Raw genomic sequence first — 22,808 nt, 5'->3', positions numbered from 1 at the left:
ACGCGCCGACCCCACCGACGGCCGTCCCGGAGAGTGGCGGGTTAGCCTGGATGTCCGCGGATGTTCCGAGTAGTGCCAGGTGGGCATGTGTCGGGAGGGCGTGACATGACGGCAGCGCGCATGGGGCCGGACGAGCGGGCCGAGGCGCTCGCGCACATGGCCGACAACGAGCTCGATGTTCTGGTCGTCGGGGGTGGCATCGTGGGCGCGGGCGTGGCGCTGGACGCGGTGTCCCGCGGCCTGTCGGTCGGCCTGATCGAGGCGCGCGACTTCGCCGCCGGCACCTCCAGCCGGTCCAGCAAACTGATCCACGGCGGGCTGCGCTATCTCGAACAGCTCGACTTCGAGCTGGTCCGCGAAGCGCTGACCGAGCGCGGGCTGCTGCTCGGCCGCCTCGCCCCGCACCTCGTCCGGCCGGTGCCGTTCCTGTTCCCGTTCCAGAAGCACTGGGAGCGCGGCTACATCGGGGCCGGCGTCACGCTCTACGACATCCTGGCGCTGACCGGCCGCAGCACTCGCGGCCTGCCCGCGCACCGGCACCTCAGCCGCTCGGGCGCCCTGCGCGTCTTCCCGGCGCTGCGCCGCGACGCGTTCGCCGGTGCCATCCAGTACTGGGACGCCCAGGTCGACGACGCCCGCTATGTCCTCATGGTGCTGCGCACCGCCGCCACCTACGGCGCGCGGATCGCCTCGCGCGCCCAGGCCGTGGGCTTCCTGCGCGAGGGCGAGCACGTCACCGGGGCCCGGGTGCAGGACCTGGAGACCGGACACGAGATCGACGTCCGCGCCCAGCAGGTGGTCAACGCCGCCGGTGTGTGGACCGACGACATTCAGGAGATGGTGGGCGGCCGCGGGCAGATCCACGTCAGCGCGTCCAAGGGCATCCACCTCGTCGTCCCGAGGGACCGGATCCAGGCGTCGTCGGGGATGATCCTGCGCACCGAGAAAAGTGTGCTCTTCGTGATCCCCTGGGGGCGCCACTGGATCATCGGGACCACCGACACCCCGTGGAACCTGGACAAGGCGCACCCGGCGGCGAGCCGCGCCGACATCGACTACGTCCTCGACCACATCAACGCCGTCCTGCGCGTCCCACTGACCCGGGACGACGTCGAGGGCGTCTACGCCGGTCTGCGCCCGCTGCTGTCCGGCGAGTCCGACGAGACCTCCAAGCTGTCCCGGGAGCACACCGTCGCCCACCCGGTACCGGGCCTGGTGCTGATCGCCGGGGGCAAGTACACCACCTACCGCGTCATGGCCAAGGACGCGGTGGACGCGGTCGTCCACGGCCTCGACGGCAAGATCCCCGAGTCGGTCACCGACCGGGTGCCGCTGGTAGGGGCCGACGGGTTCGCGGCGCTGTGGAACCAGCGCCACACCATCGCCCGCGACGCCGGACTGCACGTTTCCCGCGTCGTCCACCTGCTGCGCAGGTACGGGTCGCTGATCGACGACCTGCTGGAGCTGATGCGTGAGCGGCCCGACCTCAAGGAGCCGGTGACTGGGTCCGGCGACTACCTGCGCGCCGAGATCGTGTACGCGGCCACCTCCGAGGGCGCCCGCCACCTCGACGACGTGCTGTCGCGGCGCACCCGTATCTCCTTCGAGACCTGGGACCGCGGTATCGCCGCGGCCGAGGAGGCCGCCGAGCTCATCGCCGAGCCGCTGGGCTGGAACGAGGAGCAGATCAAGCGAGAGGTGGAGTACTACCGCAAGCGCATCGAGGCGGAACGCGCGGCGCAGGAGCAGGAGAACGACCACGAGGCCGACGCCGTCCAGCACGGCGCGCCGGACATCGTCCCGGAGGCCACGCCCAAGCTTCCCCAGGTGAAGTCCTGAGCACACGTGCGGCCCTAACGGGCTGACACGGCCCTGCCGGGACGACGATCGGCGGAAGGCCCACCCAGCTCAGCGGCCCCGGGCGATCGGTGTGTCCGGGTGGGGCCCGACGGCTCCACCCGCATCTTTCTGACTTTCCCTTAGCACTGTTCCGTGGCACTGCTCCCTGGCACTGCCGCGCCGTCCCCGCAGCCGGTTCGGCGCGCTCCAGGCAAGGATCCCGGCGGCCCGCGGGCGGTGCCCAGCGGGAAAATCCCTCGATACCGGGCGTCGGCATCCCGCACACTAGGGGCGTGCTACTGACGATCACGACCACGCATCGGCCCGCCACCGACCTGGGCTACCTGCTGCACAAGCATCCCGACCGCGTGCAGCACTTCAGCCAGTCCTTCGGGGCGGCGCACGTCTTCTATCCGGAGGCCGAGCCGGACCGCTGCACGGCGGCGCTGATGCTGGAGGTCGACCCGCGGGAGCTGCTGCGCTCCCGCACGTCGGTGGCGAGTCCGGACTTCGCGCTCGCGCAGTACGTCAACGACCGGCCGTATGCCGCGTCGTCGCTGTTCGCCGTGGCGCTCGGCGACGTATTCTCCTCCGCCCTCAAGGCGCGCTGCGCGGCCCGCCCCGACCTGGCCGCGACGCCCATCCCGCTCACCCTCTCCCTTCCGGCGGTGCCCTGCCGGGGCGGAGCCGAGCGGGCGCGGGCGCTGTTCGAGCCGCTGGGCTGGCAGGTGGCGGCCGTCCCGGTTCCCCTCGACCCCGGCCTGCCCGGGTGGGGCGACTCCCGGTACGTGAGCCTGACGCTGACCGGCGAGATGCGGCTGGCCGACGCGCTCAGCCACCTGTACGTGCTGCTGCCCGTCCTGGACGGCACCAAGCACTACTGGGTCACCGCCGACGAGGTCGACAAGCTGCTGCGAGCGGGAGCGGGGTGGCTTTCCGGACACCCTGAACGGGCGTGGATCACCCGCCGATACCTGTCGCGCAAGCAGCACCTGTTCCGCCAGGCGATCGCGCGGCTGGCCGAGGTCGACGACCTGACCGGACCGGACGAGGCTGCCGATCCCGCCCAGGAGGAGGCGCCGGGAACCGACACTGCCGAGGTGGACGCTCCGGCCGGCGCGGCACCGCGGTCCGGGCGGCCGGAGACCGAGAGCGGTGAACCCCCGGAACCCTCGCTCGCCGACCAGCGGGCCGGAGCGGTGCTCTCCGTGCTCAAGGCCGAAGGGGCACAACGGGTGCTCGACCTCGGCTGCGGCACCGGCAAGCTCGTCGGGCGGCTGCTCAACGACCCCGCGTTCACCACGGTCACCGGCGTGGACGTGAGCGCCGACAACATCAGCTACGCCCAGCGCAGGCTGCGCGTCGAGCGCATGCCTGAGCGGCAGCGCGAGCGGCTGGACCTGATCGTCGGCTCGGCCCTCTACCGCGACCGGCGGTTCTCCGGCCACGACGCGATCGTGCTCATGGAGGTCATCGAGCACATCGACGCCGCCCGGCTGCCCGCGCTGGAACAGGTCGTCTTCGGCGGAGCGGCCCCGCGCGCCGTCGTCGTGACCACGCCCAACGCGGAGCACAACGTCCGCTACCCGGGCCTGGCCGAGGGCGGCTTCCGGCACGCCGACCACAGATTCGAATGGACCCGCGCCGAGTTCCGCGCGTGGGCGGACAACGTCGCCCGCACCCACGGCTACCGGGTGCGGTACCTGCCCGTGGGGTGGGACGACCCCGAGGTGGGGGCGCCGACGCAGATGGGAGTCTTCACCAGATGAGCGAGAACAGCCCGGAACCCGAGCCGGTCGAGCCCGCCGAGGCGGGCGCGTCGGACGCACCGGTCACGCCTGCGGAATCCCGGGTGCTCAGCGTGCCCGAGGTGGGGCTCGTGCTGCTCGTCGGGGTCTCCGGTTCAGGCAAATCCACGTTCGCCCGTCGGCACTTCGCCCCGACCCAGGTGATCACCTCCGACTACTGCCGTGCGCTGGTCAGCGACGACGAGAACGACCAGTCGGCCACCTCCGACGCCTTCGACCTGCTCCACTTCATCGTGAACAAGCGGCTGCGGCGCGGCCTGCTCACCGTCGTCGACGCCACGAACGTGCAGCAGAAAGCCCGCCAGCAGCTGGTCCGGGTCGCCAAGGACAACGACGTGCTGTGCACGGCCATCGTGCTCGACGTGCCCGAAGGGGTCGCCCGGGAGCGCAACCGGAACCGGCCCGACCGCGGCTTCGGCGACCACGTGATCTCCCGGCAGCGGCGCGATCTGCGGCGCGGCCTCAATCGGCTGTCCGCGGAGGGGTTCCGCAAGGTCCACATCCTGCGCGGCGTCGAGGAGATCGACTCCGCCGTCGTCTCCTACGAGAAGTCCTGGACCGACAAGCGCGAGCTGACCGGCCCCTTCGACATCATCGGCGACGTCCACGGCTGCCGCGCCGAGCTGGAGGAGCTGCTGGAGGAACTCGGCTACGCCATCACCCGCGACGAGCTGGGCCGCGCCACCGGCGCGCGGCACCCCGCGGGACGCACCGCCGTGTTCGTCGGCGACCTCGTCGACCGCGGACCCGACACCCCCGGCGTGCTGCGGCTGGCCATGGGCATGGTCGCCGACGGCGACGCCCTGTGCGTCGCGGGGAACCACGAGAACAAGCTGGTGCGGGCGCTCAAGGGGCGCAAGGTCACCCCCTCGCACGGGCTGGCCGAGTCGCTGCAGCAGCTCGACGCCGAGGACGCGGACTTCCGTGCCCGGGTGCGGGACTTCTGCGACGGCCTGATCAGCCACTACGTGCTCGACGGCGGCAACCTCGTGGTCGCGCACGCCGGGCTCAAGGAGGAGTACCACGGCCGTGCCTCGGGGCGCGTGCGGTCCTTCGCCCTGTACGGCGACACCACCGGTGAGACCGACGAGTTCGGTATGCCGGTCCGCCTCCCGTGGGCGCGCGACTACCGGGGCAAGGCCGCGGTCGTCTACGGCCACGTGCCCACGCCCGAGCCGCAGTGGGTGAATAACACCATCTGCCTGGACTCCGGGTGCGTCTTCGGGGGCAGGCTGACCGCGCTGCGCTACCCGGAACGCCAGCTCGCCGACGTCCCGGCGCATCGCACCTGGTACGCGTCGGCCACGCCGTTCCTCGACAGCGCCGCCGCGGCGACCGCAGCTGGGGCTGAGTCCCGCGAGTCCGGTGCCCTCGACATCGGCGACGTGCTCACCGGCGACGACGTCTCCGGGGGAGGCGTCGAGACCGCGCACGGGCGGATCAGGATCGCCCGGGAGAACGCCCTGGCCGCACTGGAGGTGATGAGCCGCTTCGCGGTCGCCCCGCACTGGCTGCTCTACCTGCCGCCGACCATGGCCCCCGCCCCGACCGCGGCCGACCCCGCGCTGCTGGAGCACCCGGCCGAGGCGTTCGCGCACTACCGGGGCAACGGCGTCGACACGGTCATCTGCCAGGAGAAGCACATGGGGTCGCGGGCGGTCGCGGTCGTGTGCCGCGACACGGCCGCCGCCGAGCGCCGCTTCGTGCCCGGCTCCCTCGGCGCGGTGTACACCCGCACCGGGCGCCCCTTCTTCTCCGACCCGAAGGTGGAGTCGGAGGTGCTGGCCGACCTGCGCGCCGGGATCGGGGCGGCCGGACTGTGGGAGCGGCTCGACACCGACTGGGTGGCACTCGACGGCGAGATGCTGCCGTGGTCGGCCAAGGCCGAGGGGCTCATCCGCGACCAGTACGCCTCGGTGGGGGCCGCGGCACGCGCGGCGCTCCCGGCGGCCGAGGCCGCGCTCGCCGCCGCGGCCGAGCGCGGCCTGGACGTCGGCGGCCTCGCCGACCGGGTCACCCGGCGGGCTGAGGAGATCGAGGCGTTCAGCCGGGTCTACCGGCGCTACAGCTGGCCCACCGAGGGGGCGGCCGGGCTGCGCTACGCCCCGTTCATGGTGCTGGCCGCCGAAGGCCGGGCGTTCGCCGACGCCGACCATCTGTGGCACATGGCGGTGGCCGAGCGGCTCGCCGACGCCTGCGACCTGGTGCGCACAACGCGCTACCTGGTCGTGGACGTCACTGACCCCGACGCCACCGCCGCCGCGGCCGCGTGGTGGCGCGACCTGGTCGATGCCGGGGGCGAGGGCATGGTCGTGAAGCCCCTCACCGGGGCGCTCGCGCGCGGACGGCAGGGCCTGGCCCAGCCGGGGCTGAAGGTGCGCGGCCCGGAGTACCTCCGGATCATCTACGGCCCGGACTACACCGAGCCCGACCGCATGGAGGTGCTGCGCGACCGCCGCCTGGGCCGCAAGAACGGACTGGCCATGCGCGAACACAAGCTCGGCCTGGAGGCCCTGGCACGGCACGCCCGCGGGGAGCCGCTGTGGCGCGTGCACCAGGCGGTGTTCGGTGTGCTGGCCCTGGAGTCCGAACCGGTGGACCCGCGGCTGTGACGCCGCGTGGGGGACCGGCCGCACGGGCGGCCGGTCCCCCACGTCCGCGACACGGACGCCGCGCCGGGATCGTCCCTGGTGGGCCGCGACGGCCCCCGTGACCGGAACAGGCGTTTTCGGTCGGCCTCGCGTCATGATCCGGGCTGCCGGTTCACCGCGTCCATGGCCTGCATATCCTGAGTGGAGCGCCGCAGGTGGCCGGGGAACCGTGCGGCCGTCTCCCAGGAAGCAGGAACGCTGATGAACGTATTGCTGACCGGTGGCGCCGGGTACATCGGCACGCACACCGCGGTCGAGCTCATCAGCGCCGGCCACGACGTCGTGGTGGTAGACGCGCTCAGCAACGGCAACGCGGAGGCCATCCGCCGCGTCGAGCGCATCACCGGCCACGCCGTCCCCTTCTACCCGGAGGACTGCTCCGACCCGGTCGTCATGGAGAAGATCCTCACCGACCACCCCATCGACGCCGTCATCCACTGCGCGGGGCTCAAGGCCGTGGGGGAGTCCACCGAGCAGCCACTGCGCTACTACCGCAACAACCTCGACGCCCTGCTCACCGTCTGCGAGGCCATGCAGGCCCACGGCGTGCGGCGGATGGTGTTCAGCTCCTCGGCCACCGTGTACGGCGATCCCGCGCACGTTCCCATCACCGAGGACATGCCGCTGTCGGTGTCCAATCCGTACGGCGCCACCAAGCTTTTCATCGAGCAGATCCTGCGCGACCTGGCGGCGGCCGACGCGCGCTGGGAGATCATCTCTCTGCGCTACTTCAACCCCATCGGCGCGCACGAGAGCGGCCTCATCGGCGAAGACCCCCACGGCGTCCCCAACAACCTGTTCCCCTACATCGCGCAGGTCGCGGCCGGACGCCGCGACAAGGTGCGGGTCTTCGGGGACGACTACGACACCCCCGACGGCACCGGAGTGCGCGACTACCTGCACGTCACCGACCTCGCCCTGGGCCACCTCGCGGCCCTAGAGCACCTTGCCGGGACCCCGGGCCACCGCGTGTACAACCTCGGGACCGGAACGGGCACCTCGGTGCTGGAGTCGATCGCCGCGTTCGAGCGGGCCTGCGGCCGGCGCATCCCCTACGAGGTCGTGGGCCGCCGACCCGGCGACATCGCGACCTGCTACGCCGATCCCAGCGCGGCCCGGCGCGACCTCGGCTGGCAGACCACCAGGAGCATCGACGAGGCCTGCGCCGACGCCTGGCGCTGGCAGTCCGCTAACCCCCGCGGGTTCGCCGGCGGCTGACCGCCCGCCAACGCCGGCGCCGCCCTCTGCCGCGACCCGCTGCCAGTCACCCGCTGTTAGCCACACCCTCCCGATGGTCTCGGGAAGGGGCGGGGGTGGAAAAGCAATGTCGCGCGCGAAGAGCTCAGTGGGCGGCTGTCGGGCGCTCCGGCGTGTGGACGTGCTCCGGGCGCAGCCCCAGCATCAGCGTGCGGATGACGAGGCGTGGGACGATCGGGGCACCGGCGACCACTCGAAGCATGAGCGGGAGGTCCAGCGGCGTGTCCGGCGAGGCGGCCAGCACCCTGCTGATGACCCGGTCCTGCAGCACCTGCTGCAGCCGCTGTGTTCCCACCGTCGGCATCCACCGGCGTCGCTGGACCCGGGCCAGCAGCTCGGGGTTGAGGGTCTTGCCGAACCGGTCGGGGTCGGCCTGTGCCCGATACAGCGCGTCGGCCAGCAGGTTCGCGGTGGCCACCGCGTCCTGGACCGCCAGGTTGATGCCCACCCCGCCGACCGGCGTCATCGCGTGCGCGGCGTCGCCGATGCACAGGTAGCCCGGCCGGTACCAGCGGTCCAGCCGGTTCAGCGCGACCCGCAGGAACGCGACCCGGTCCCAGCCGTCGAGCGATCGGACCGCCGTTTCACCGAGCTCGGGCAGGAGCGCGAGCATCCGGTCCTGCAGCACGGAGATGGGCTGGGAGCGGATCTCCTCCAACCCGCCCTTGGGGATGAGGTAGGCCACCTGCCAGTAGGAGCCGCGGTCGAACGCCACGAGCATCGAGCCGTTGCCGACCCGCCCGTAGAGTCCGGTCTCGTCGTCCGAGTGGCGCTCGACGCGCATCCACAGGACGTCCATGGGCACGTGGCGTTCGGTGGGGACCATTCCCGCGGCCTCGCGCAGCCGGGAGTGGCGGCCGTCAGCGGAGACGGTCAGCACGGCGCGCAGCTCGTGTTCGCCCTCCTGGTCGGTGTAGCGGATCCCGCGTACCGCCCCGTTCTCCTCGATCGTTTCGGTCGCCTCGGCGTTCATGAGCAGCTGGAAGCCGGGGTACCGCTTGGCGTGGTCGACGAGCAGGGTGAGGAAGTCCCACTGCGGGACCATCGCGACGTACTGGTACCGGCCCGGCAGGTGGCCGAGGTCGGCTTGGACGAGGGGGCCCTCGGCGGTGCCGAGTTCGAACGCGCGGACCTTGCGGTGGGGCAGCTGCTCGATCGCCCCGGCCAAGCCCAGTTCGTCGAGGAGCCGCAGTGTCGAGGGGTGGACCGTGTCGCCACGGAAGTCCCGCAGGAAGTCGCCGTGCTTTTCCACGACGGTGACGTCGATCCCGGCGCGTGCGAGGAGTAGGCCGAGCATGATCCCGGCGGGGCCGCCGCCGGAGATGGCGACGGTGGTGGTTCCGGTGCGCGTCATCGCGACCTCCGGGGGGAGTGTGCTGGTTCGCTGGCCGATCAGATTCGATCCTAATTCAACGTATGATGAAATAAAACCTCGCGGACGCCGGATTCTCCAGCGGCGCGGGGAATGTGACGCGCGCTACGCCCCCAAGCCCCCGCTCCCGCCCGGCCCGCTTCGCGCTATTCCGCGCGCCCGCGCCACATCCGTGGTTACCAACAGGTAGTCAAGCCGCGAGCAGCGGACTACGCTCCCAACATGGGTATCGCCACAGGTTCCACCGAGCCCCCGACAGTGGACTCCGCGATGGTCGAGCGCCTGACGCGCCGCGTCGCGAGCACGTCCGGGCGCAGCAGCACGATCACCGCACCGTTCACCGGCAAGCCCCTGGCCGAGCTCCCGCAATCGACGGCCGGCGACGTGGCCGACGCGTTCCAGCGCGCCCGCACGGCCCAGCGGGCCTGGGCGGCGGTGTCACCGCGCGACCGGGTCGCGCCCTTCCTCCGCTTCCACGACCTTGTGCTGGACCGTCAGCACGAGATCCTCGACATCCTCCAGGCCGAGACGGGTAAGGCGCGGCGGCACGCCTTCGAAGAGGTCTACGACGCCGCGGCGGGCACCCTCTACTACGCGCGCCAGGCGCCCCGGCTGCTACGTCGCAGGCGCGTGCCCGGCGCGATGCCCGGTGCGACCCGGGCGTATGTGAACCAGCACGCCAAGGGCGCCGTCAGCGTCATCTCACCGTGGAACTACCCCCTGGCCCTCCCGGTCGGTGACGCCGTCCCGGCGCTGATAGCGGGCAACGCCGTCGTCGCCAAGCCCGATACCCAGACCGCCCTCAGCGCCCTGTGGGCGATCGACCTGCTCATCGAGGCGGGCCTGCCCGAAGACCTGTGGATCCCCGTTCTCGGCGAACCCGCGGAGATCGGCGACCCGCTGATCGACCACGCCGACTACGTCGCCTTCACCGGCTCGTCGGCCGCCGGGGCGAAGATCGCCCAGCGCGCCGCGGGCCGGCTGGTCGGCTGCTCCGCCGAACTCGGAGGCAAGAACCCGGCGATCATCTGCGAGGACGCCGACCTGGACTGGACCATCGAGGGCGCGCTGCGCGCCTGCTTCAGCAACGCCGGGCAGCTGTGCATCTCCATGGAGCGCGTCTACGTCCACGACGCGATCTTCGACGAGTTCACCGAGCGCTTCGCCGAGGCGGCGCGGGGCATGGAGCTCAACACCCGCTACGACTTCTCCGCCGACATGGGGTCGCTGACCTACCCGCGCCAGCTCGACCGTGTCACCGAGCACGTCGACCAGGCGCGCGAGAAAGGGGCGACGATCCTGTCCGGGGGACGGCCGCGCCCCGACATCGGCCCGCTGTTCTATGAGCCCACCGTCATGACCGGCGTCGAACCGACCATGACGGCGTGTTCGGAGGAGACCTTCGGCCCGCTCGTCTCCCTGTACCGGTTCACCGACGAGAGCGAGGCCATCGACCTCGCCAACGCGACCGACTACGGGCTCAACGCCAGCGTGTGGACGCGCGACACCGCGCGCGGACGCCGCATCGCCGAACGCGTCAGCGCGGGCACCGTCAACATCAACGAGGGGTACGGCGCCACGTGGGCCAGCTACGGCGGCCCAATGGGCGGCATGAAGAGGTCGGGGCTGGGGCGCCGCCACGGCGCCGAGGGGCTGCTGCGCTACACCGAGGCGCAGACCGTCGCCAGCCAGCACTTCGTCGGTTTCGGTGGCACCCCGGGCATGGACGGCGCGACGTTCGCCGCGCTGCTCACCCGCGGCGCCCGGCTGATGAAGCGCTTCCACATCCGCTGAGCGGCCCCGACCGGAACGACCCGGCCCGACGCGGCTCCCGCCCCGCCCGCTGTCGCGGTTCCGCGCCGCCGCGACGGCGGCGCGGGGCGCCCGGCGCCGCGGATCGGGTGACCCGGTGACGGGTAGCCCGATGGCCCAGCGACCGATGACACGTCGGAATCTCCGCGTTCCGCTCCCTCCCCGGCAAAAAAGAGGAAAAGCCCTGCGTGCCCTTCCCGTCCCGGCGTAACGTTCCGTGTACGGAGACCGCGCCGCCACCGCTCAGCTCCCCACGCACGCGGCGGACGCGGCCCGTACGGGTTTTACGGAGGCACTATTGCGAGTAATAGATGCCGCTGTCTCGCTGGAACGAGACGACTTCATGCGCCGCCTCCTCACCGGACTCGGTGCCTTGCTGGAAGCCGTCGTCGGACTCGAAGAAGCGTCTGGCTACGTCGCTCTGGCGGGACAGCGCATGGGGGATGCGCTCGGCCACCTCTACACAAGGGAGCTGGATCTGGGGAACCTCGACCGCCGCCAGATAGCGGAGCTACTGGTCGACCTCTATCGGCGAATCCAGGGGGACTTCTCCATCATTTCCGACAACGAGCACCGCACCGTCCTCGCCAACAGGGCCTGCCCCTTCGGCGCTCCGGTCCGGGGCAACGAGGCGCCGCGCATGATGACGCCCAGTGTGTCCGGCCACCTCACGGCGCGCTATCCCGGTTATGCCAAGGTCGACCTGGCCGAGACCATCGCGCGCCGCCACCCGCGCTGCACGGTGGTGATCCACCTGCGCCCGGGCCCGGGCGCCGACCAAGCGCCCGGCCATGAGTACTACGGCGAATGCGCCGGGCTTCCCCGCACCCTGCCACCGTCCGTTCGCGGCGACACCGAAGACAGCCGTGAGCGCGGGTGAGCTGTTCGGTGCGATCACCCGCACCGTGAGCGAACCGATGCTGCTCGTGAGCATCTCCGGAACAATCCTCGGGGCCAACGCCGCCATGCACCACACCTTCCCCGGGGCCGGTACCGGCTCGAACCTCTACGACCTGACCACCGACGACGCCGACGACACCGCCGAGACGCTATGGCGCTGGGCCCGGTGCGGCGCCCCGCTCGTCGGCGCCCTCGCCCTGCGCGACGCCGACGGCGGATCCCGGCACTGCCACTGCTTGGGTGCGCGGGCCGCCTGGGTGGCCGACGCCGCTGATGAGCCCGTGGTGCAGGTCCGCCTCGTGCCTTCGCCGCACGGCGGGAACCTCCCGCGCCGGTCGGTCCTGACCGAGCGCGAACGGCACCTCCGCGCCCGCCTGGAACGCGAGCAGGAAGTCGCCGCCGAAGTGCAGCGCAGCTTTCTTCCGGACCGCATCGACGGCACGCCGTTGAAGGTCGCGGTGGATTACCGCCCCACCGTCTTCGGGGCCGAGGTCGGCGGCGACTGGTACGACGTCTTCGGCGTGCCCCACACCGAGCGCGTCGCCCTGGCCATTGGCGACGTCGCCGGGCACCGGCTGTCCGAGGCCATGATCATGGCGGAGCTCCGCAGCGTGCTGCGCGCCGCCGCACTGGAGGAAGGGGCCGGCGCCGACCACGTTGTGTCCCGCGTGGACCACTACGTCGACACCTACCTCCCCACCAGCATGGCCACGGCCTGCTACCTCGTCTACGAACCGGAGGAGGGCCTCCTCACCTACGCCAACGCCGGGCACGTCCCGCCGCTGCTGCTGCGTGCCGACGGGCGCTGCGCGCCGCTCGACGCGGTCGTCGACCCGCCTCTGGGCTGCTCGCTGGGCGCCCGACGCAACCGCGACCAGACCGCGGTCGGCCCCGGCGACCTGCTCGTCCTCTACACCGACGGGGTGGTCGAGCGACGCGGCGAGTCTCTCGACATCGGCCTGGGGAAACTCGCCGATCTCCTCGGCGGTCTCAGCGACGCCGGGCCCGCGGAGGCGTGCTCCGCGATCATGGAGTGGTCCTCCGGTACCGGCCACGCCGACGACCGCGCCGTGCTCGTCGCCGGGTTTTAGGGGCGGGCGCGCAGCACCGCCCCACGTTCCCGCCCGACTACTGGATTGACTACTGGATTGCGGACATCACGGATCCGCCGTGACGCACACCCCGCCCGCTGACTCGCCACCCGGTCCGCGCGGCGCCTTAGACTGGACGTAATCCATATCTACCTGCGGGAAGGCCGTTACGTGTCCCTTGCCGGTGCTTCCGATAGCACGTTCGACACCGTTCTCGTCGTGGATTTCGGCGCGCAATACGCACAGCTGATCGCCCGACGGGTCCGCGAATGCCACGTCTACAGCGAGATCGTGCCCTCGACCATGCCGGTCGAGGAGATGCTCGCCAAGAACCCCAAGGCCATCATCCTCTCCGGCGGTCCCTCGTCCGTTTACGCCGAGGGTGCCCCGCAGGCACCGGTCGAGCTGTTCGAGACCGGCGTGCCGACCTTCGGCATCTGCTACGGCTTCCAGGCGATGACCCAGGCGCTGGGCGGCACCGTCGAAGAGACCGGACTCAGTGAGTTCGGCCGCACCGAGATCGAGGTCGGCACCGACACCGTGCTGTTCGACGGCCTGCCCGCCGTACAGCAGGTGTGGATGTCGCACGGCGACTCCGTGAGCAAGGCCCCCGACGGATTCCGCGCCACCGGCACCACCCCGGGCGCGCCCGTCGCCGCATTCGAGAACCCCGAGCGCGGGCTCTACGGTGTGCAGTTCCACCCCGAGGTCATGCACAGCGAGCACGGCCAGGCCGTCCTGCGCCACTTCCTCTACGAAGGCGCCGGATGCCGCCCCACCTGGACGATGGTGAACATCGTCGACGAGCAGGTCGAACGGATCCGCGCCCAGGTCGGCACCAAGCGCGTCATCTGCGGGCTGAGCGGCGGCGTCGACTCCGCCGTCGCGGGCGCCCTCGTCCAGCGCGCCGTGGGAAACCAGCTCACCTGCGTCTTCGTCGACCACGGCCTGCTGCGCAAGGGCGAGGCCGAACAGGTCGAAAAGGACTTCGTGGCCGCGACCGGTGTCTCCCTCAAGGTCGTCGACGCCCAGGAGCGCTTCCTGTCGGCGCTCGCGGGGGTGAGCGACCCGGAGGAGAAGCGCAAGATCATCGGGCGCGAGTTCATCCGCGTCTTCGAACAGGCGGCCCGCGAGGTCGTCGCCGAAGGCGGAGCCGCCGGGGACGAGGTCGAGTTCCTGGTCCAGGGGACGCTCTACCCCGACGTGGTCGAGTCCGGCGGCGGGACGGGCACCGCCAACATCAAGTCGCACCACAATGTCGGCGGGCTGCCCGAGGACCTCCAGTTCACGCTGGTCGAGCCGCTGCGCGAGCTGTTCAAGGACGAGGTGCGGCGCGTCGGCGAGGAGCTGGGCCTGCCCTCCGAGATGGTGTGGCGGCAGCCGTTCCCCGGCCCCGGCCTGGGCATCCGGATCATCGGCGAGGTCACCCGCGAGCGCTTGGACGTGCTGCGCGAGGCCGACGCCATCGCCCGCCAGGAGCTGACCCGCGCGGGGCTGGACCGCGACATCTGGCAGTGCCCCGTCGTGCTGCTCGCCAACGTGCGCTCGGTGGGCGTGCAGGGCGATGGCCGCACCTACGGCCACCCTGTGGTGCTGCGCCCGGTGAGCAGTGAGGACGCCATGACCGCCGACTGGTCGCGGCTTCCCTACGACGTGCTCGCCACGATCTCCAACCGCATCACCAACGAGGTACGGGAGATCAACCGCGTCACCCTGGACGTCACCAGCAAGCCGCCGGGCACCATCGAGTGGGAGTAGTCGGCGGTCGCCTGACCGCCGCACGGCCCCGGACGGGCAGCATCGCCCGCCGGGGCCGTCGTCGTTCGCCCCCTGCTGTTCCCCCGTACTGTGCTCCCGTATTTTGCTCCCGGCAGCGCCCCCGGCTAGGTGTCCGCGCGGTCGTCGCGCGCCTCGCCCGGCTCGCCGGGCCGCGATAGCGCACGGGCGAGCCCGGCGACCCCGAGGCCGATGGTGAGAATCGGCAGCACCCAGATCGGGTCGAACCCCCAATCCGTCTGGTGGCCCACCACAAAGGCGACCCCCAGGCCCACGAACAGCAGCCCGGCGATCAGCGAGCCCCAATCAGTCTTACGGCGTCGCACGCCACACCTCCACATCGGCCACGTAGGACGCCAGGTGCAGGACCACCCTGGGCGGTTCGCCGGACGCCTCCTTCCCCTCGGGCGCCCGCGCCTCCGCGGCCGACGGCTCCAGCGTCGTGCGCACGTCCAACCGGGTCCCGGCGCGCTGCGTGTTGTCCACGGAGATCCTGCCGAGTTTCGAGGTAGCGTGCACGTCCACCCGCGCCGTGTCCGGGACCGCCACGTCCAGTTCCCCGGCCGCCACGCTCGCGGAGACCTCCACGCGCTGACCCGGCTCCAGATCGAGCCCTGTCAGGTCGAGCGACGCCCCGCCGAGGGTGAGGCCGAATGGGTGCTCCGCCTCGGCCGCGGTCTGCGGCCGCCACTCCGCGGCCCCGAACCGCAGCGACGTCACGTCCACCGTCGACACGGCCACGAGGAGCAGCGTCCCCACGAGCCCCAGTGCCATCAGCCCGCGCGGGTCGCCGACCCAGGCGCCCACGAGGAGGGCCAAGCCGATGATCACGACGACGCTTCCCAGATAGACGGGACCGGTCTCGGGCCCCACCAGGGCCGACAACGGGGACCCCCCGGTGAGCATGAGCGTCAGGCCGGTAGCCACGAGGAGGATCCAGAAGACGAGGGTGTACAGGCGCACGCCCCCATGCCCGAGGGCCTCCCGACGACGCTCGCGCGCCTCCCGCCGGCGTCGGCGCGCCTCTCGGTGCCGCTCGCGCGCCTCCGACGCGCAACCCGAACGGCCGCCCCCATCGTTCTCGCCCGGCTCGGGCTGCCCGGACTTCCGCCCGGCGACCACCGCCAGGTCGATCGGTCCGCTCGGCGCCTGCGCCCACGGCTGAGCCGGGTTGTAGTAGGCGGGTGCGGGAGCGGGGGCCGGAGCGCTCGGCGGCGGCTCCCCCGATCGAAGCAGGGATGGCAGCTCACGGTAGGCCCGGCGAAGATCGACCCCGCGGTTGTGGGCCACCAGAACGCCCAGGATGAGGGGCGTGGCCAGGACCAGAGTGCCCCAGCCGAACCCGCCGACGAGGCTGAGCGCGGTCGCCACCGCCAGCCCCGCGCCGAGCAGGGCCGGGACCGCCCGCGCGCAGATCCGCCGGTTCAGCAGCTGCTCGGCCATGGCGGGACCGCCCTGCTGGTCCCGCATCACCAACCACGCCAGGATGTAGAGCAGCACGCCGACCAGGCCGCTCAACGCGGTCAGCGAGAACGCGACCCGCCAGACCACCGGGTCGACCCGCGTGTACTCGCCGAGCCCGGCGCACACCCCCGTGACGACACCGGTCTCGCTGTGGCGGCGCAGCTCCCGCTCCTCGGGTGCGAACGCGGAGTCGCCGGCGGCCCGCGCCGGGTCCCCGGCGTCGTTCGTCGGACCTCGCCCGTCACTCATGGTCGGTCACCACGCGTCTCCCTCACACCCTCCATCGTCGCCGGTTACGTGCACAGATTCCCATCGGGGAGGACCCTGACCACACCCTGAACCCCTCCGGAGCGGGTGGGGGCGGGCCCCTGATGCCGGAGAGCCGGGAAAGGGGCATCCTGGAACTGAGGACACGCGGAGCACACGTAGAGCACACCCGGAACCATCGCCCGGTACCAACCGACCACCGCCGAAGACGGGCATGGCGACCCAGACGATGACGACGATGAAGACGAGGACACCGCGACAGTGACGGAGACGGCGACCGAGATCCCGCGGCTGTACCGGGTCCGCGACGGGCGGCTGGCCGGGGGCGTCGCGGCGGGCCTCGCCCGGCACCTCGGTATCGACCCCGCCGTGACGCGGCTCGCCTTCATCGCGCTGGGCATCGGCGGCATCGGTATCGCCGTCTACCTGGTCCTGTTCTTCTTCGTCCCGCTGGAACCCGTGTCCGAGGCGGCGGACGCGGGCGACGGCCCGGGCAAGGCTACACACGAACGCGCGCGCCAGAAGGGGCGCGACGTCAGCCAGCTGCTGGCCTACCTCGCCCTCGCCAGCGGTTTGGGCGTGCTGTTCCTCATCTTCGGGGGCGTCTTCGACCCACTGCTGTGGTTCCTCGTCTTCGGGGCCCTCGGCGCCGCGATCCTCTGGCAGCAGGCCAACCCGGCGGTACGCGACGAGTGGATGTCGGCCACCGTTCTGCACAGCCGGAAGAGCTGGGTGCGCAGCGGGCTGGGCGTGCTGCTCGTCATCATCGGTGTCATCGGCTTCCTCGGATTCCAGCAGCAGCTGCAGGACGCGCGCGCCGGGCTGACGTTCGCCATCACCATGCTCGCCGGAATCTCGCTCATCGCGGCACCGTGGATCATCGGCCTGGTGCGCGAACGCGACCGCGAACGCCGCGAGCGCATCCGCAACCAGGAACGGGCCGAGCTGGCCGCGCACATCCACGATTCCGTGCTGCACACCCTGACCCTCATCCAACGCCGCGCCGACGACCCGCGCGAGGTGCAGCGCCTTGCCCGCGTCCAGGAGCGGGCGCTGCGCAGTTGGCTCTACCAGCGGCCGGCCGACGCCGAGGCCACCGTGACCCCGGCCTTGGAACGGGTGGCGGCCGAGGTCGAAGAGGTCCACGGGGTGCCGATCGAGGTGGTGTGCGTCGGTGACTGCGAGATCGACGACAACATCCAGGCCGCGTTGCGCGCGGCCCGCGAAGCCATGGTCAACGCCTCCAAGTACGCCGGGGCCGACTCCATCTCGGTGTTCGGCGAGGTTGACCCGGACGAGGTGCTGATCTTCGTGCGCGACCGGGGGGCGGGGTTCGACCTCGACGCCATCCCCGAGGACCGCATGGGCGTGCGCGGCTCGATCGTCGGGCGCATGGAGCGGCACGGCGGCAGCGCCCGCATCCGCACCGCCCCCGGCGAGGGAACCGAGGTGCAGCTGCGCGTCCCGCGCGCCTCCGAGACCGACTAGGAGGGCGGCGGGCAGCTGGCCGCTGTCGGCCCCTCCGCCCGAGGAATGCCCATTGAGGGGGACGCTCTGGGTAGAGTCCGACATGTGGGAGACGACAAGAGCACTTTTGCCAGCGGCGCCGCGGTCCCGCGCGTCGTGATCGTGGACGACCACCGGCTCTTCCGCAGCGGCGTCCGCGGGGAGCTCGGGGACGCCGTCGAGGTCGTCGGAGAGGCCGGGGACGTCGACAGCGCCGTGCGTGTCATCGGTGAGCAGCGGCCCGACCTCGTCCTGCTCGATGTCCACCTGCCCGGAGGCGGCGGGGTGGAGGTGCTCCGGCAGGTCCTCGGCTCGCACCCCGACATCCGGTTCCTGGCGCTGTCGGTGTCCGACGCCGCCGAGGACGTGATCGGCGTCGTTCGCGGCGGTGCACGCGGGTACGTGACCAAGACGATCTCCGGCAAGGAACTCGCCAACGCCATCGTCCGGGTCGCCGACGGCGACGCGGTGTTCTCCCCGCGCCTGGCCGGATTCGTGCTGGACGCTTTCGCGGCCACCGACGCACCGCCAATGGACCCCGAGCTCGACCGGCTCACCCAGCGCGAACGCGAGGTCCTGCGGCTCATCGCGCGCGGCTACGCTTACAAGGAAGTGGCCAAGGAACTCTTCATCTCGGTGAAGACGGTGGAGACCCACGTGTCCTCGGTGCTGCGCAAGCTCCAGCTGTCCAACCGCCACGAGCTGAGCCGCTGGGCGACGGCGCGCAAGCTGGTCTGACCCCTCGGGCGGACGCGACAACGGCGGCGCCGTGACCGGCACCGCCGTTCGAGGGTCCACACAAAGCCACGCCCCTCACCGCGGGTGGATCGCCACGCGATGGGTCATGGGGCCATCAGCGCAGCGCGTCCATCATCCGCTTGAGGAACGCCTCGCCGTCGACCTCCTGGACCAGCGTGATCTTCGGACGGTCATCGGCGTGGCTGGCGGCGTCCGGGCGCATGTCCGCGATGGTCAACCCGCGGGTGTGCTCGCCCTTCAGCTCCACCCGGATCGGTACGTCGACGGACGTGGTCACGATCTCCGGGTCGAGCAGAATCGCGGCGGCCAGCGGGTCGTGCATCGCACACTGGCGGACCCCGAAGACGTTGCTGTACCAGCCGACATAGAAGTCCAAGAACGCCGAGGTCGTCTGCGCGCGCTCGCCCTCGACCGTCTTCAGCTCGTCCAGCCACGCGCCGGTGGCCACGGTCTTCATGGTGATGTCCAGCGCGACCAGCGTCAGGTCGAAGCCGGCGGCGAACACCACCTCAGCCGCCTCGGGGTCGTTGGATGTGTTGGCTTCGGCCCACGGGGTCACGTTGCCCGGTGCCCGCACCGCGCCGCCCATGACCACCACCCGGCGGACCAGCTTCGGCAGCTCCGGCTCCAGGGACAGCGCCACCGCAAGGTTGGTCAGCGGGCCGACCGCCAGCACGTCGATCTCGCCGGGAGCCGAACGCGCCAGCCGGACCAGCAGCTCGGCGGCGGACTCCTCAACCGGAGCGCTCGCGGGAGCGGGGGTCTCGACGTCCCCGAGGCCGTTGGCGCCGTGCACCAACTCGGCGAGATGCGGCGGCTGGACCAGCGGCCGCGACGCACCGCGCGCCACCGGGACACCGGAGCGACCGTAGAGCTCCATCAGCCGCAGCGCGTTGTCGGTGGTGACGTCGACGCTGTTGTTACCGAACACCGCGCCGATGCCGACGATCTCCACATTGGGCCGCGCGGTCAGGTAGGCCAGCGCCAGCGCGTCGTCGATACCAGGGTCGCAATCGACAAAGACCCGCACGTTTCCCCCACGTTGTCTTATCTGTTCAAGATGATCACTGAAGTGCCTATCCAGGGTAAGTGCGCCGGACCGTCACTCGTCAGCGCCGTCCGTGGTCCGTCCCTCAGCGCCGCGCACAGCGCCGGCCTCCTCGCCTCCATTCCCACCTCCTTATCGCACCTCCTTATCCCACATCAGACCGCAGCTCCCCCGCAGGGATCGCCGACGATGCGGGGGATGGGCCGGGAGAGGGAGATGTCCCCTCGCGAAGGCTCGTAGTCTTGGTCATGTGTCCTCCCAAGAGCAGCTTCTCGAAGGTCTGAACGTTCCTCAGCGCGACGCCGTGACACACTCCGGCGGTCCGCTCCTGATCGTGGCCGGCGCCGGGTCCGGCAAGACCCGGGTGCTCACCCACCGCATCGCCTACCTATTGGCCGAGCGGGGCGTGCGCCCGGGCGAGGTCCTCGCGATCACCTTCACCAACAAGGCCGCCGCCGAGATGAGGGAGCGCATCGAGGACCTCCTGGGCGGGCGCGTCGCCAACGCCATGTGGATCATGACGTTCCACTCCGCGTGTGTGCGCATCCTCCGCCGCGAGGCCGGGCGCTTGGGGTACCCGAGCAGCTTCACGATCTACGACGCGGCCGACTCCAAACGGCTCATGCAGCTGGTCTGCAAGGAGATGGACCTCGACCCCAAGCGGTTCCCGCCCAAGTCGTTCTCCGCGCAGGTGTCGAACCTCAAGAACGAGCTCATCGACTACGACACCTTCACCGAGCAGGCACAGACCGAGCAGGAAAAGAAGCTCGCGGAGGCCTACACGCTCTACCAGCGGCGGCTGCACGAAGCCGGCGCCATGGACTTCGACGACCTGATCATGCTCACGGTCAACCTGCTGCAGATGTTCCCGGAGGTCGCTGAGCACTACCGGCGGCGGTTCCGGCACGTACTCGTCGACGAGTACCAGGACACCAACCACGCCCAGTATGAGCTGGTGCGCCTGCTGGTGGGCGAGGGCGGTGCGGACGCTGTCGTGCCGCAGTCCGAGCTGTGCGTGGTGGGTGACGCCGACCAGTCGATCTACGCGTTCCGTGGCGCGACCATCCGCAACATCCTGGAGTTCGAGCGCGACTATCCCGAGGCGCGCACGATCCTGCTGGAGCAGAACTACCGCTCCACACAGAACATCCTGAACGCGGCCAACGCGCTCATCGACCGGAACCCGGGGCGCCCGGTCAAGAAGCTGTGGTCGGAGCAGGGCATCGGACCGTCGATCACGGGTTATGTGGCCGACAACGAGCACGACGAGGCCTCGTTCGTCGTCGGCGAGATCGACCGTCTCACCGACGAGGGCGCGTGCAACCCCGGCGAGGTCGCGGTCTTCTACCGGACCAACGCGCAGTCGCGTGTATTCGAGGACGTGTTCATCCGGACCGGCCTCCCGTACAAGATCGTCGGCGCCGTGCGCTTCTACGAGCGCAAGGAGATCCGGGACATCCTCGCCTACCTGCGGGTACTGGCTAACCCGGAGGACACCGTCAGCCTGCGCCGGATCCTGAACGTTCCCAAGCGGGGGATCGGCGACCGCGCAGAGGAGACCATCGAGCTCTTCGCGGCGCGCGAGCGGATCTCGTTCTCGCGGGCCCTGCGCAGGGCAGAGGAGGCGCCCGGGCTGGCCACGCGCTCGCTGAAGGCCATCCGCGAGTTCGTGGCGCTGCTGGAGGAGCTGGAGGGCCTGGTTCCCGACAGTTCCCCGGCGGAAATCGTCGAGGCGGTGCTACAGCGAACGGGGTACCTGTCGGAGCTCACCAACTCCAAGGACATCCAGGACGAGAGCCGGGTGGAGAACCTTGAGGAGTTCGTGGGAGTGGCCCGCGAATTCGAAGCGTCGTTCACCGGGTCGCTCTACCCAGAGGACGACGAGCTGGAGGAAGCGGACGATGCGGCGGCACAGGGCACAGAACCCGCGGAGCGACCGCAGCACGCGGACGGTGAGGAGGAACCGTCCCGTAAGGAATCCGTCCCGGAGCCAACGCTGGTGGACTTCCTGGAGCAGATCTCCCTCGTGGCCGACACCGATCAGATCCCGGACACGGACGAACACGGTGGCGTCGTCACACTGATGACCCTGCACTCGGCCAAGGGCCTAGAGTTCCCCGTCGTGTTCCTCACCGGTATGGAGGACGGCGTCTTCCCGCACATGCGCACGCTGGGGGAGAAGGCCGAACTGGAGGAGGAGCGGCGACTGGCGTACGTGGGGATCACCCGTGCCCAAAAGCGCCTGTACCTGAGCCGTTCGGCGGTACGGAGCGCTTGGGGCACCCCGTCGTACAACCCCCCGTCGCGGTTCATCGATGAGATCCCGAAGGAACTCGTCGAGTGGCGGCGCGCCGAATCGTCGTTCGGGGCGAGCGCACCAACGACACGTCTTCGCAGCGAGCCGTCCTCGCGGAAGGCAGCGAAGAACGTGCCGACGCTGAGTCCCGGTGACAAGGTGAACCACGACTCCTTCGGCCTAGGGACGGTGCAGCTCGTCGATGGTGTCGGGGACAAGACCAAGGCCCGCATCGACTTCGGCGCGGACATCGGGGAGAAGGACTTCCTCGTGAAGTTCGCACCGATCGAGAAGCTGTGACCTGGACGGTTGCTCACAACTCAGTGAAACCGTCCAGAGCACCGTCGCAAGGCTTGTAGTCTTGGGGAGCACCGAGCGAACCGAACACGGGCCCAGCCCGTGGGCGAGCCGGTTCTCCCCACTCTGACGGACTGGTCCGAGCACTCGGACCGACACGCTAGAGTGGAATCACTCCGGGAAACGCCGCAGTTCTTGACTGGGACGAATTCGGGAGTAAGATCCAAGGGTTGGCCTCACTCCGGGTCTTCTGATAAGATCCGAGTGGGAAAATCCCAATAACTTAGCGGAACGCACCGCCTCTGCAGAAGAGCCGGACCGGGCTGATGGCCGGGTTGGTTTGTATGGGATGAGCGGTTGTTTCTTGAGAACTCAACAGCGCGTGTTTGTTTTTCTTTCAGCCAAGTTTGTTTTGGCCCCTTGTGAGCACACGGAACCCTTGGGGGTTGCGGGGTGCTCGGGGTTCCTTTGATTGACCGGGGTTCCCGGTCGGTCAGGGTTTGCTCTTCCAGGTTTACCCGCCGCACCCGCTGGGTGGGGTTGGGTGTTTGGCCTTTGATGGAGAGTTTGATCCTGGCTCAGGACGAACGCTGGCGGCGTGCTTAACACATGCAAGTCGAGCGGTAAGGCCCCTTCGGGGGTACACGAGCGGCGAACGGGTGAGT

The 22,808-nt window shown here is 70.6% G+C and carries 15 protein-coding genes and 1 rRNA gene; 12 read left to right on the top strand and 4 right to left on the bottom strand.

The features are described from left to right. Positions 1 to 105 precede the first annotated feature (105 nt). From ABD259_RS09335 to galE, 4 genes are all read left to right on the top strand, one after another. A complete protein-coding gene (locus ABD259_RS09335; protein ID WP_344100319.1) occupies positions 106 to 1,839 on the top strand; it encodes a glycerol-3-phosphate dehydrogenase/oxidase in 1,734 nt (577 codons plus the stop codon). Positions 1,840 to 2,132: 293 nt separating this feature from the next. Next, a complete protein-coding gene (locus ABD259_RS09330; RefSeq protein WP_344100317.1) occupies positions 2,133 to 3,608 on the top strand; it encodes a 3' terminal RNA ribose 2'-O-methyltransferase Hen1 in 1,476 nt (491 codons plus the stop codon). Continuing rightward, on the top strand, positions 3,605 to 6,259 hold the full coding sequence (locus ABD259_RS09325; RefSeq protein ID WP_344100315.1) for a polynucleotide kinase-phosphatase: 2,655 nt from the start codon (positions 3,605 to 3,607) through the stop codon (positions 6,257 to 6,259). Before ABD259_RS09330 ends, ABD259_RS09325 begins: the two co-directional genes overlap by 4 nt. A gap of 240 nt (positions 6,260 to 6,499) precedes the next feature. Beyond that, on the top strand, positions 6,500 to 7,516 hold the full coding sequence (gene galE / locus ABD259_RS09320; RefSeq protein WP_344100313.1) for a UDP-glucose 4-epimerase GalE: 1,017 nt from the start codon (positions 6,500 to 6,502) through the stop codon (positions 7,514 to 7,516). A gap of 124 nt (positions 7,517 to 7,640) precedes the next feature. Here the strand turns inward: galE and ABD259_RS09315 are convergent, their stop codons facing one another. Next, a complete protein-coding gene (locus tag ABD259_RS09315) occupies positions 7,641 to 8,909 on the bottom strand; it encodes an FAD-dependent oxidoreductase (protein ID WP_344161541.1) in 1,269 nt (422 codons plus the stop codon). Between the two features lie 240 nt (positions 8,910 to 9,149). Here ABD259_RS09315 and ABD259_RS09310 point away from each other — a divergent pair, with 240 nt between their 5' ends. The 4 genes from ABD259_RS09310 to guaA all read left to right on the top strand — a co-directional run bounded on the left by ABD259_RS09310 (position 9,150) and on the right by guaA (position 14,488). Continuing rightward, a complete protein-coding gene (locus tag ABD259_RS09310) occupies positions 9,150 to 10,721 on the top strand; it encodes a succinic semialdehyde dehydrogenase (RefSeq protein WP_344161538.1) in 1,572 nt (523 codons plus the stop codon). 316 nt (positions 10,722 to 11,037) lie between these two features. Beyond that, positions 11,038 to 11,619, top strand: coding sequence for a methanogen output domain 1-containing protein (locus ABD259_RS09305; RefSeq protein WP_344161535.1), 582 nt, complete (start codon positions 11,038 to 11,040; stop codon positions 11,617 to 11,619). Next, positions 11,606 to 12,730 (top strand): PP2C family protein-serine/threonine phosphatase, encoded by a 1,125-nt coding sequence (locus tag ABD259_RS09300; RefSeq protein WP_344161532.1) that lies wholly within the window; start codon positions 11,606 to 11,608, stop codon positions 12,728 to 12,730. The genes ABD259_RS09305 and ABD259_RS09300 overlap by 14 nt, the downstream gene beginning before the upstream one ends. Before the next feature lie 171 nt (positions 12,731 to 12,901). Continuing rightward, entirely contained in the window at positions 12,902 to 14,488 is a 1,587-nt protein-coding gene (guaA, locus tag ABD259_RS09295; RefSeq protein ID WP_344161529.1) for a glutamine-hydrolyzing GMP synthase, read from the top strand. 125 nt (positions 14,489 to 14,613) lie between these two features. Here guaA and ABD259_RS09290 read toward each other — a convergent pair whose 3' ends face one another. After that, positions 14,614 to 14,832 (bottom strand): hypothetical protein, encoded by a 219-nt coding sequence (locus ABD259_RS09290; RefSeq protein ID WP_344100301.1) that lies wholly within the window; start codon positions 14,830 to 14,832, stop codon positions 14,614 to 14,616. Continuing rightward, positions 14,819 to 16,219: a PspC domain-containing protein gene (locus ABD259_RS09285; RefSeq protein WP_344161525.1), complete on the bottom strand. Its 1,401-nt coding sequence runs from the start codon at positions 16,217 to 16,219 to the stop codon at positions 14,819 to 14,821. The genes ABD259_RS09290 and ABD259_RS09285 overlap by 14 nt, the downstream gene beginning before the upstream one ends. A 279-nt stretch (positions 16,220 to 16,498) precedes the next feature. On the opposite strand from ABD259_RS09285, the gene ABD259_RS09280 reads away from it, so the two are divergent. Together ABD259_RS09280 and ABD259_RS09275 are read left to right on the top strand one after the other, a co-directional pair. Then, a complete protein-coding gene (locus tag ABD259_RS09280) occupies positions 16,499 to 17,725 on the top strand; it encodes an ATP-binding protein (protein WP_344100297.1) in 1,227 nt (408 codons plus the stop codon). 84 nt (positions 17,726 to 17,809) lie between these two features. Next, positions 17,810 to 18,481: a response regulator gene (locus ABD259_RS09275; RefSeq protein ID WP_344100295.1), complete on the top strand. Its 672-nt coding sequence runs from the start codon at positions 17,810 to 17,812 to the stop codon at positions 18,479 to 18,481. 115 nt (positions 18,482 to 18,596) lie between these two features. Here ABD259_RS09275 and ABD259_RS09270 read toward each other — a convergent pair whose 3' ends face one another. Then, entirely contained in the window at positions 18,597 to 19,532 is a 936-nt protein-coding gene (locus ABD259_RS09270; protein ID WP_344100293.1) for a nucleoside hydrolase, read from the bottom strand. Positions 19,533 to 19,800: 268 nt separating this feature from the next. Between ABD259_RS09270 and ABD259_RS09265 the strand changes: the two genes are divergently transcribed. After that, on the top strand, positions 19,801 to 22,146 hold the full coding sequence (locus ABD259_RS09265) for a UvrD-helicase domain-containing protein (protein WP_344161522.1): 2,346 nt from the start codon (positions 19,801 to 19,803) through the stop codon (positions 22,144 to 22,146). Positions 22,147 to 22,698: 552 nt separating this feature from the next. Next, positions 22,699 to 22,808: ribosomal RNA gene (locus ABD259_RS09260) — 16S ribosomal RNA — on the top strand; the annotation flags it as partial.

The sequence above is a fragment of the Nocardiopsis rhodophaea genome (assembly GCF_039530945.1).
In the GTDB taxonomy this organism is placed as follows: Bacteria; Actinomycetota; Actinomycetes; order Streptosporangiales; family Streptosporangiaceae; genus Nocardiopsis_C; species Nocardiopsis_C rhodophaea.
This window is presented reverse-complemented; position numbering and strand designations above follow the sequence as displayed.

Bases quoted from the DNA above. Each gene is read 5' to 3' on its own strand.
- ABD259_RS09335 (WP_344100319.1), top strand. From the start codon at position 106: ATGACGGCAGCGCGCATGGGGCCGGACGAGCGGGCCGAGGCGCTCGCG.
- ABD259_RS09325 (WP_344100315.1), top strand. From the start codon at position 3,605: ATGAGCGAGAACAGCCCGGAACCCGAGCCGGTCGAGCCCGCCGAGGCG.
- galE (WP_344100313.1), top strand. From the start codon at position 6,500: ATGAACGTATTGCTGACCGGTGGCGCCGGGTACATCGGCACGCACACC.
- ABD259_RS09315 (WP_344161541.1), bottom strand. From the start codon at position 8,909: ATGACGCGCACCGGAACCACCACCGTCGCCATCTCCGGCGGCGGCCCC.
- ABD259_RS09310 (WP_344161538.1), top strand. From the start codon at position 9,150: ATGGGTATCGCCACAGGTTCCACCGAGCCCCCGACAGTGGACTCCGCG.
- ABD259_RS09285 (WP_344161525.1), bottom strand. From the start codon at position 16,219: ATGAGTGACGGGCGAGGTCCGACGAACGACGCCGGGGACCCGGCGCGG.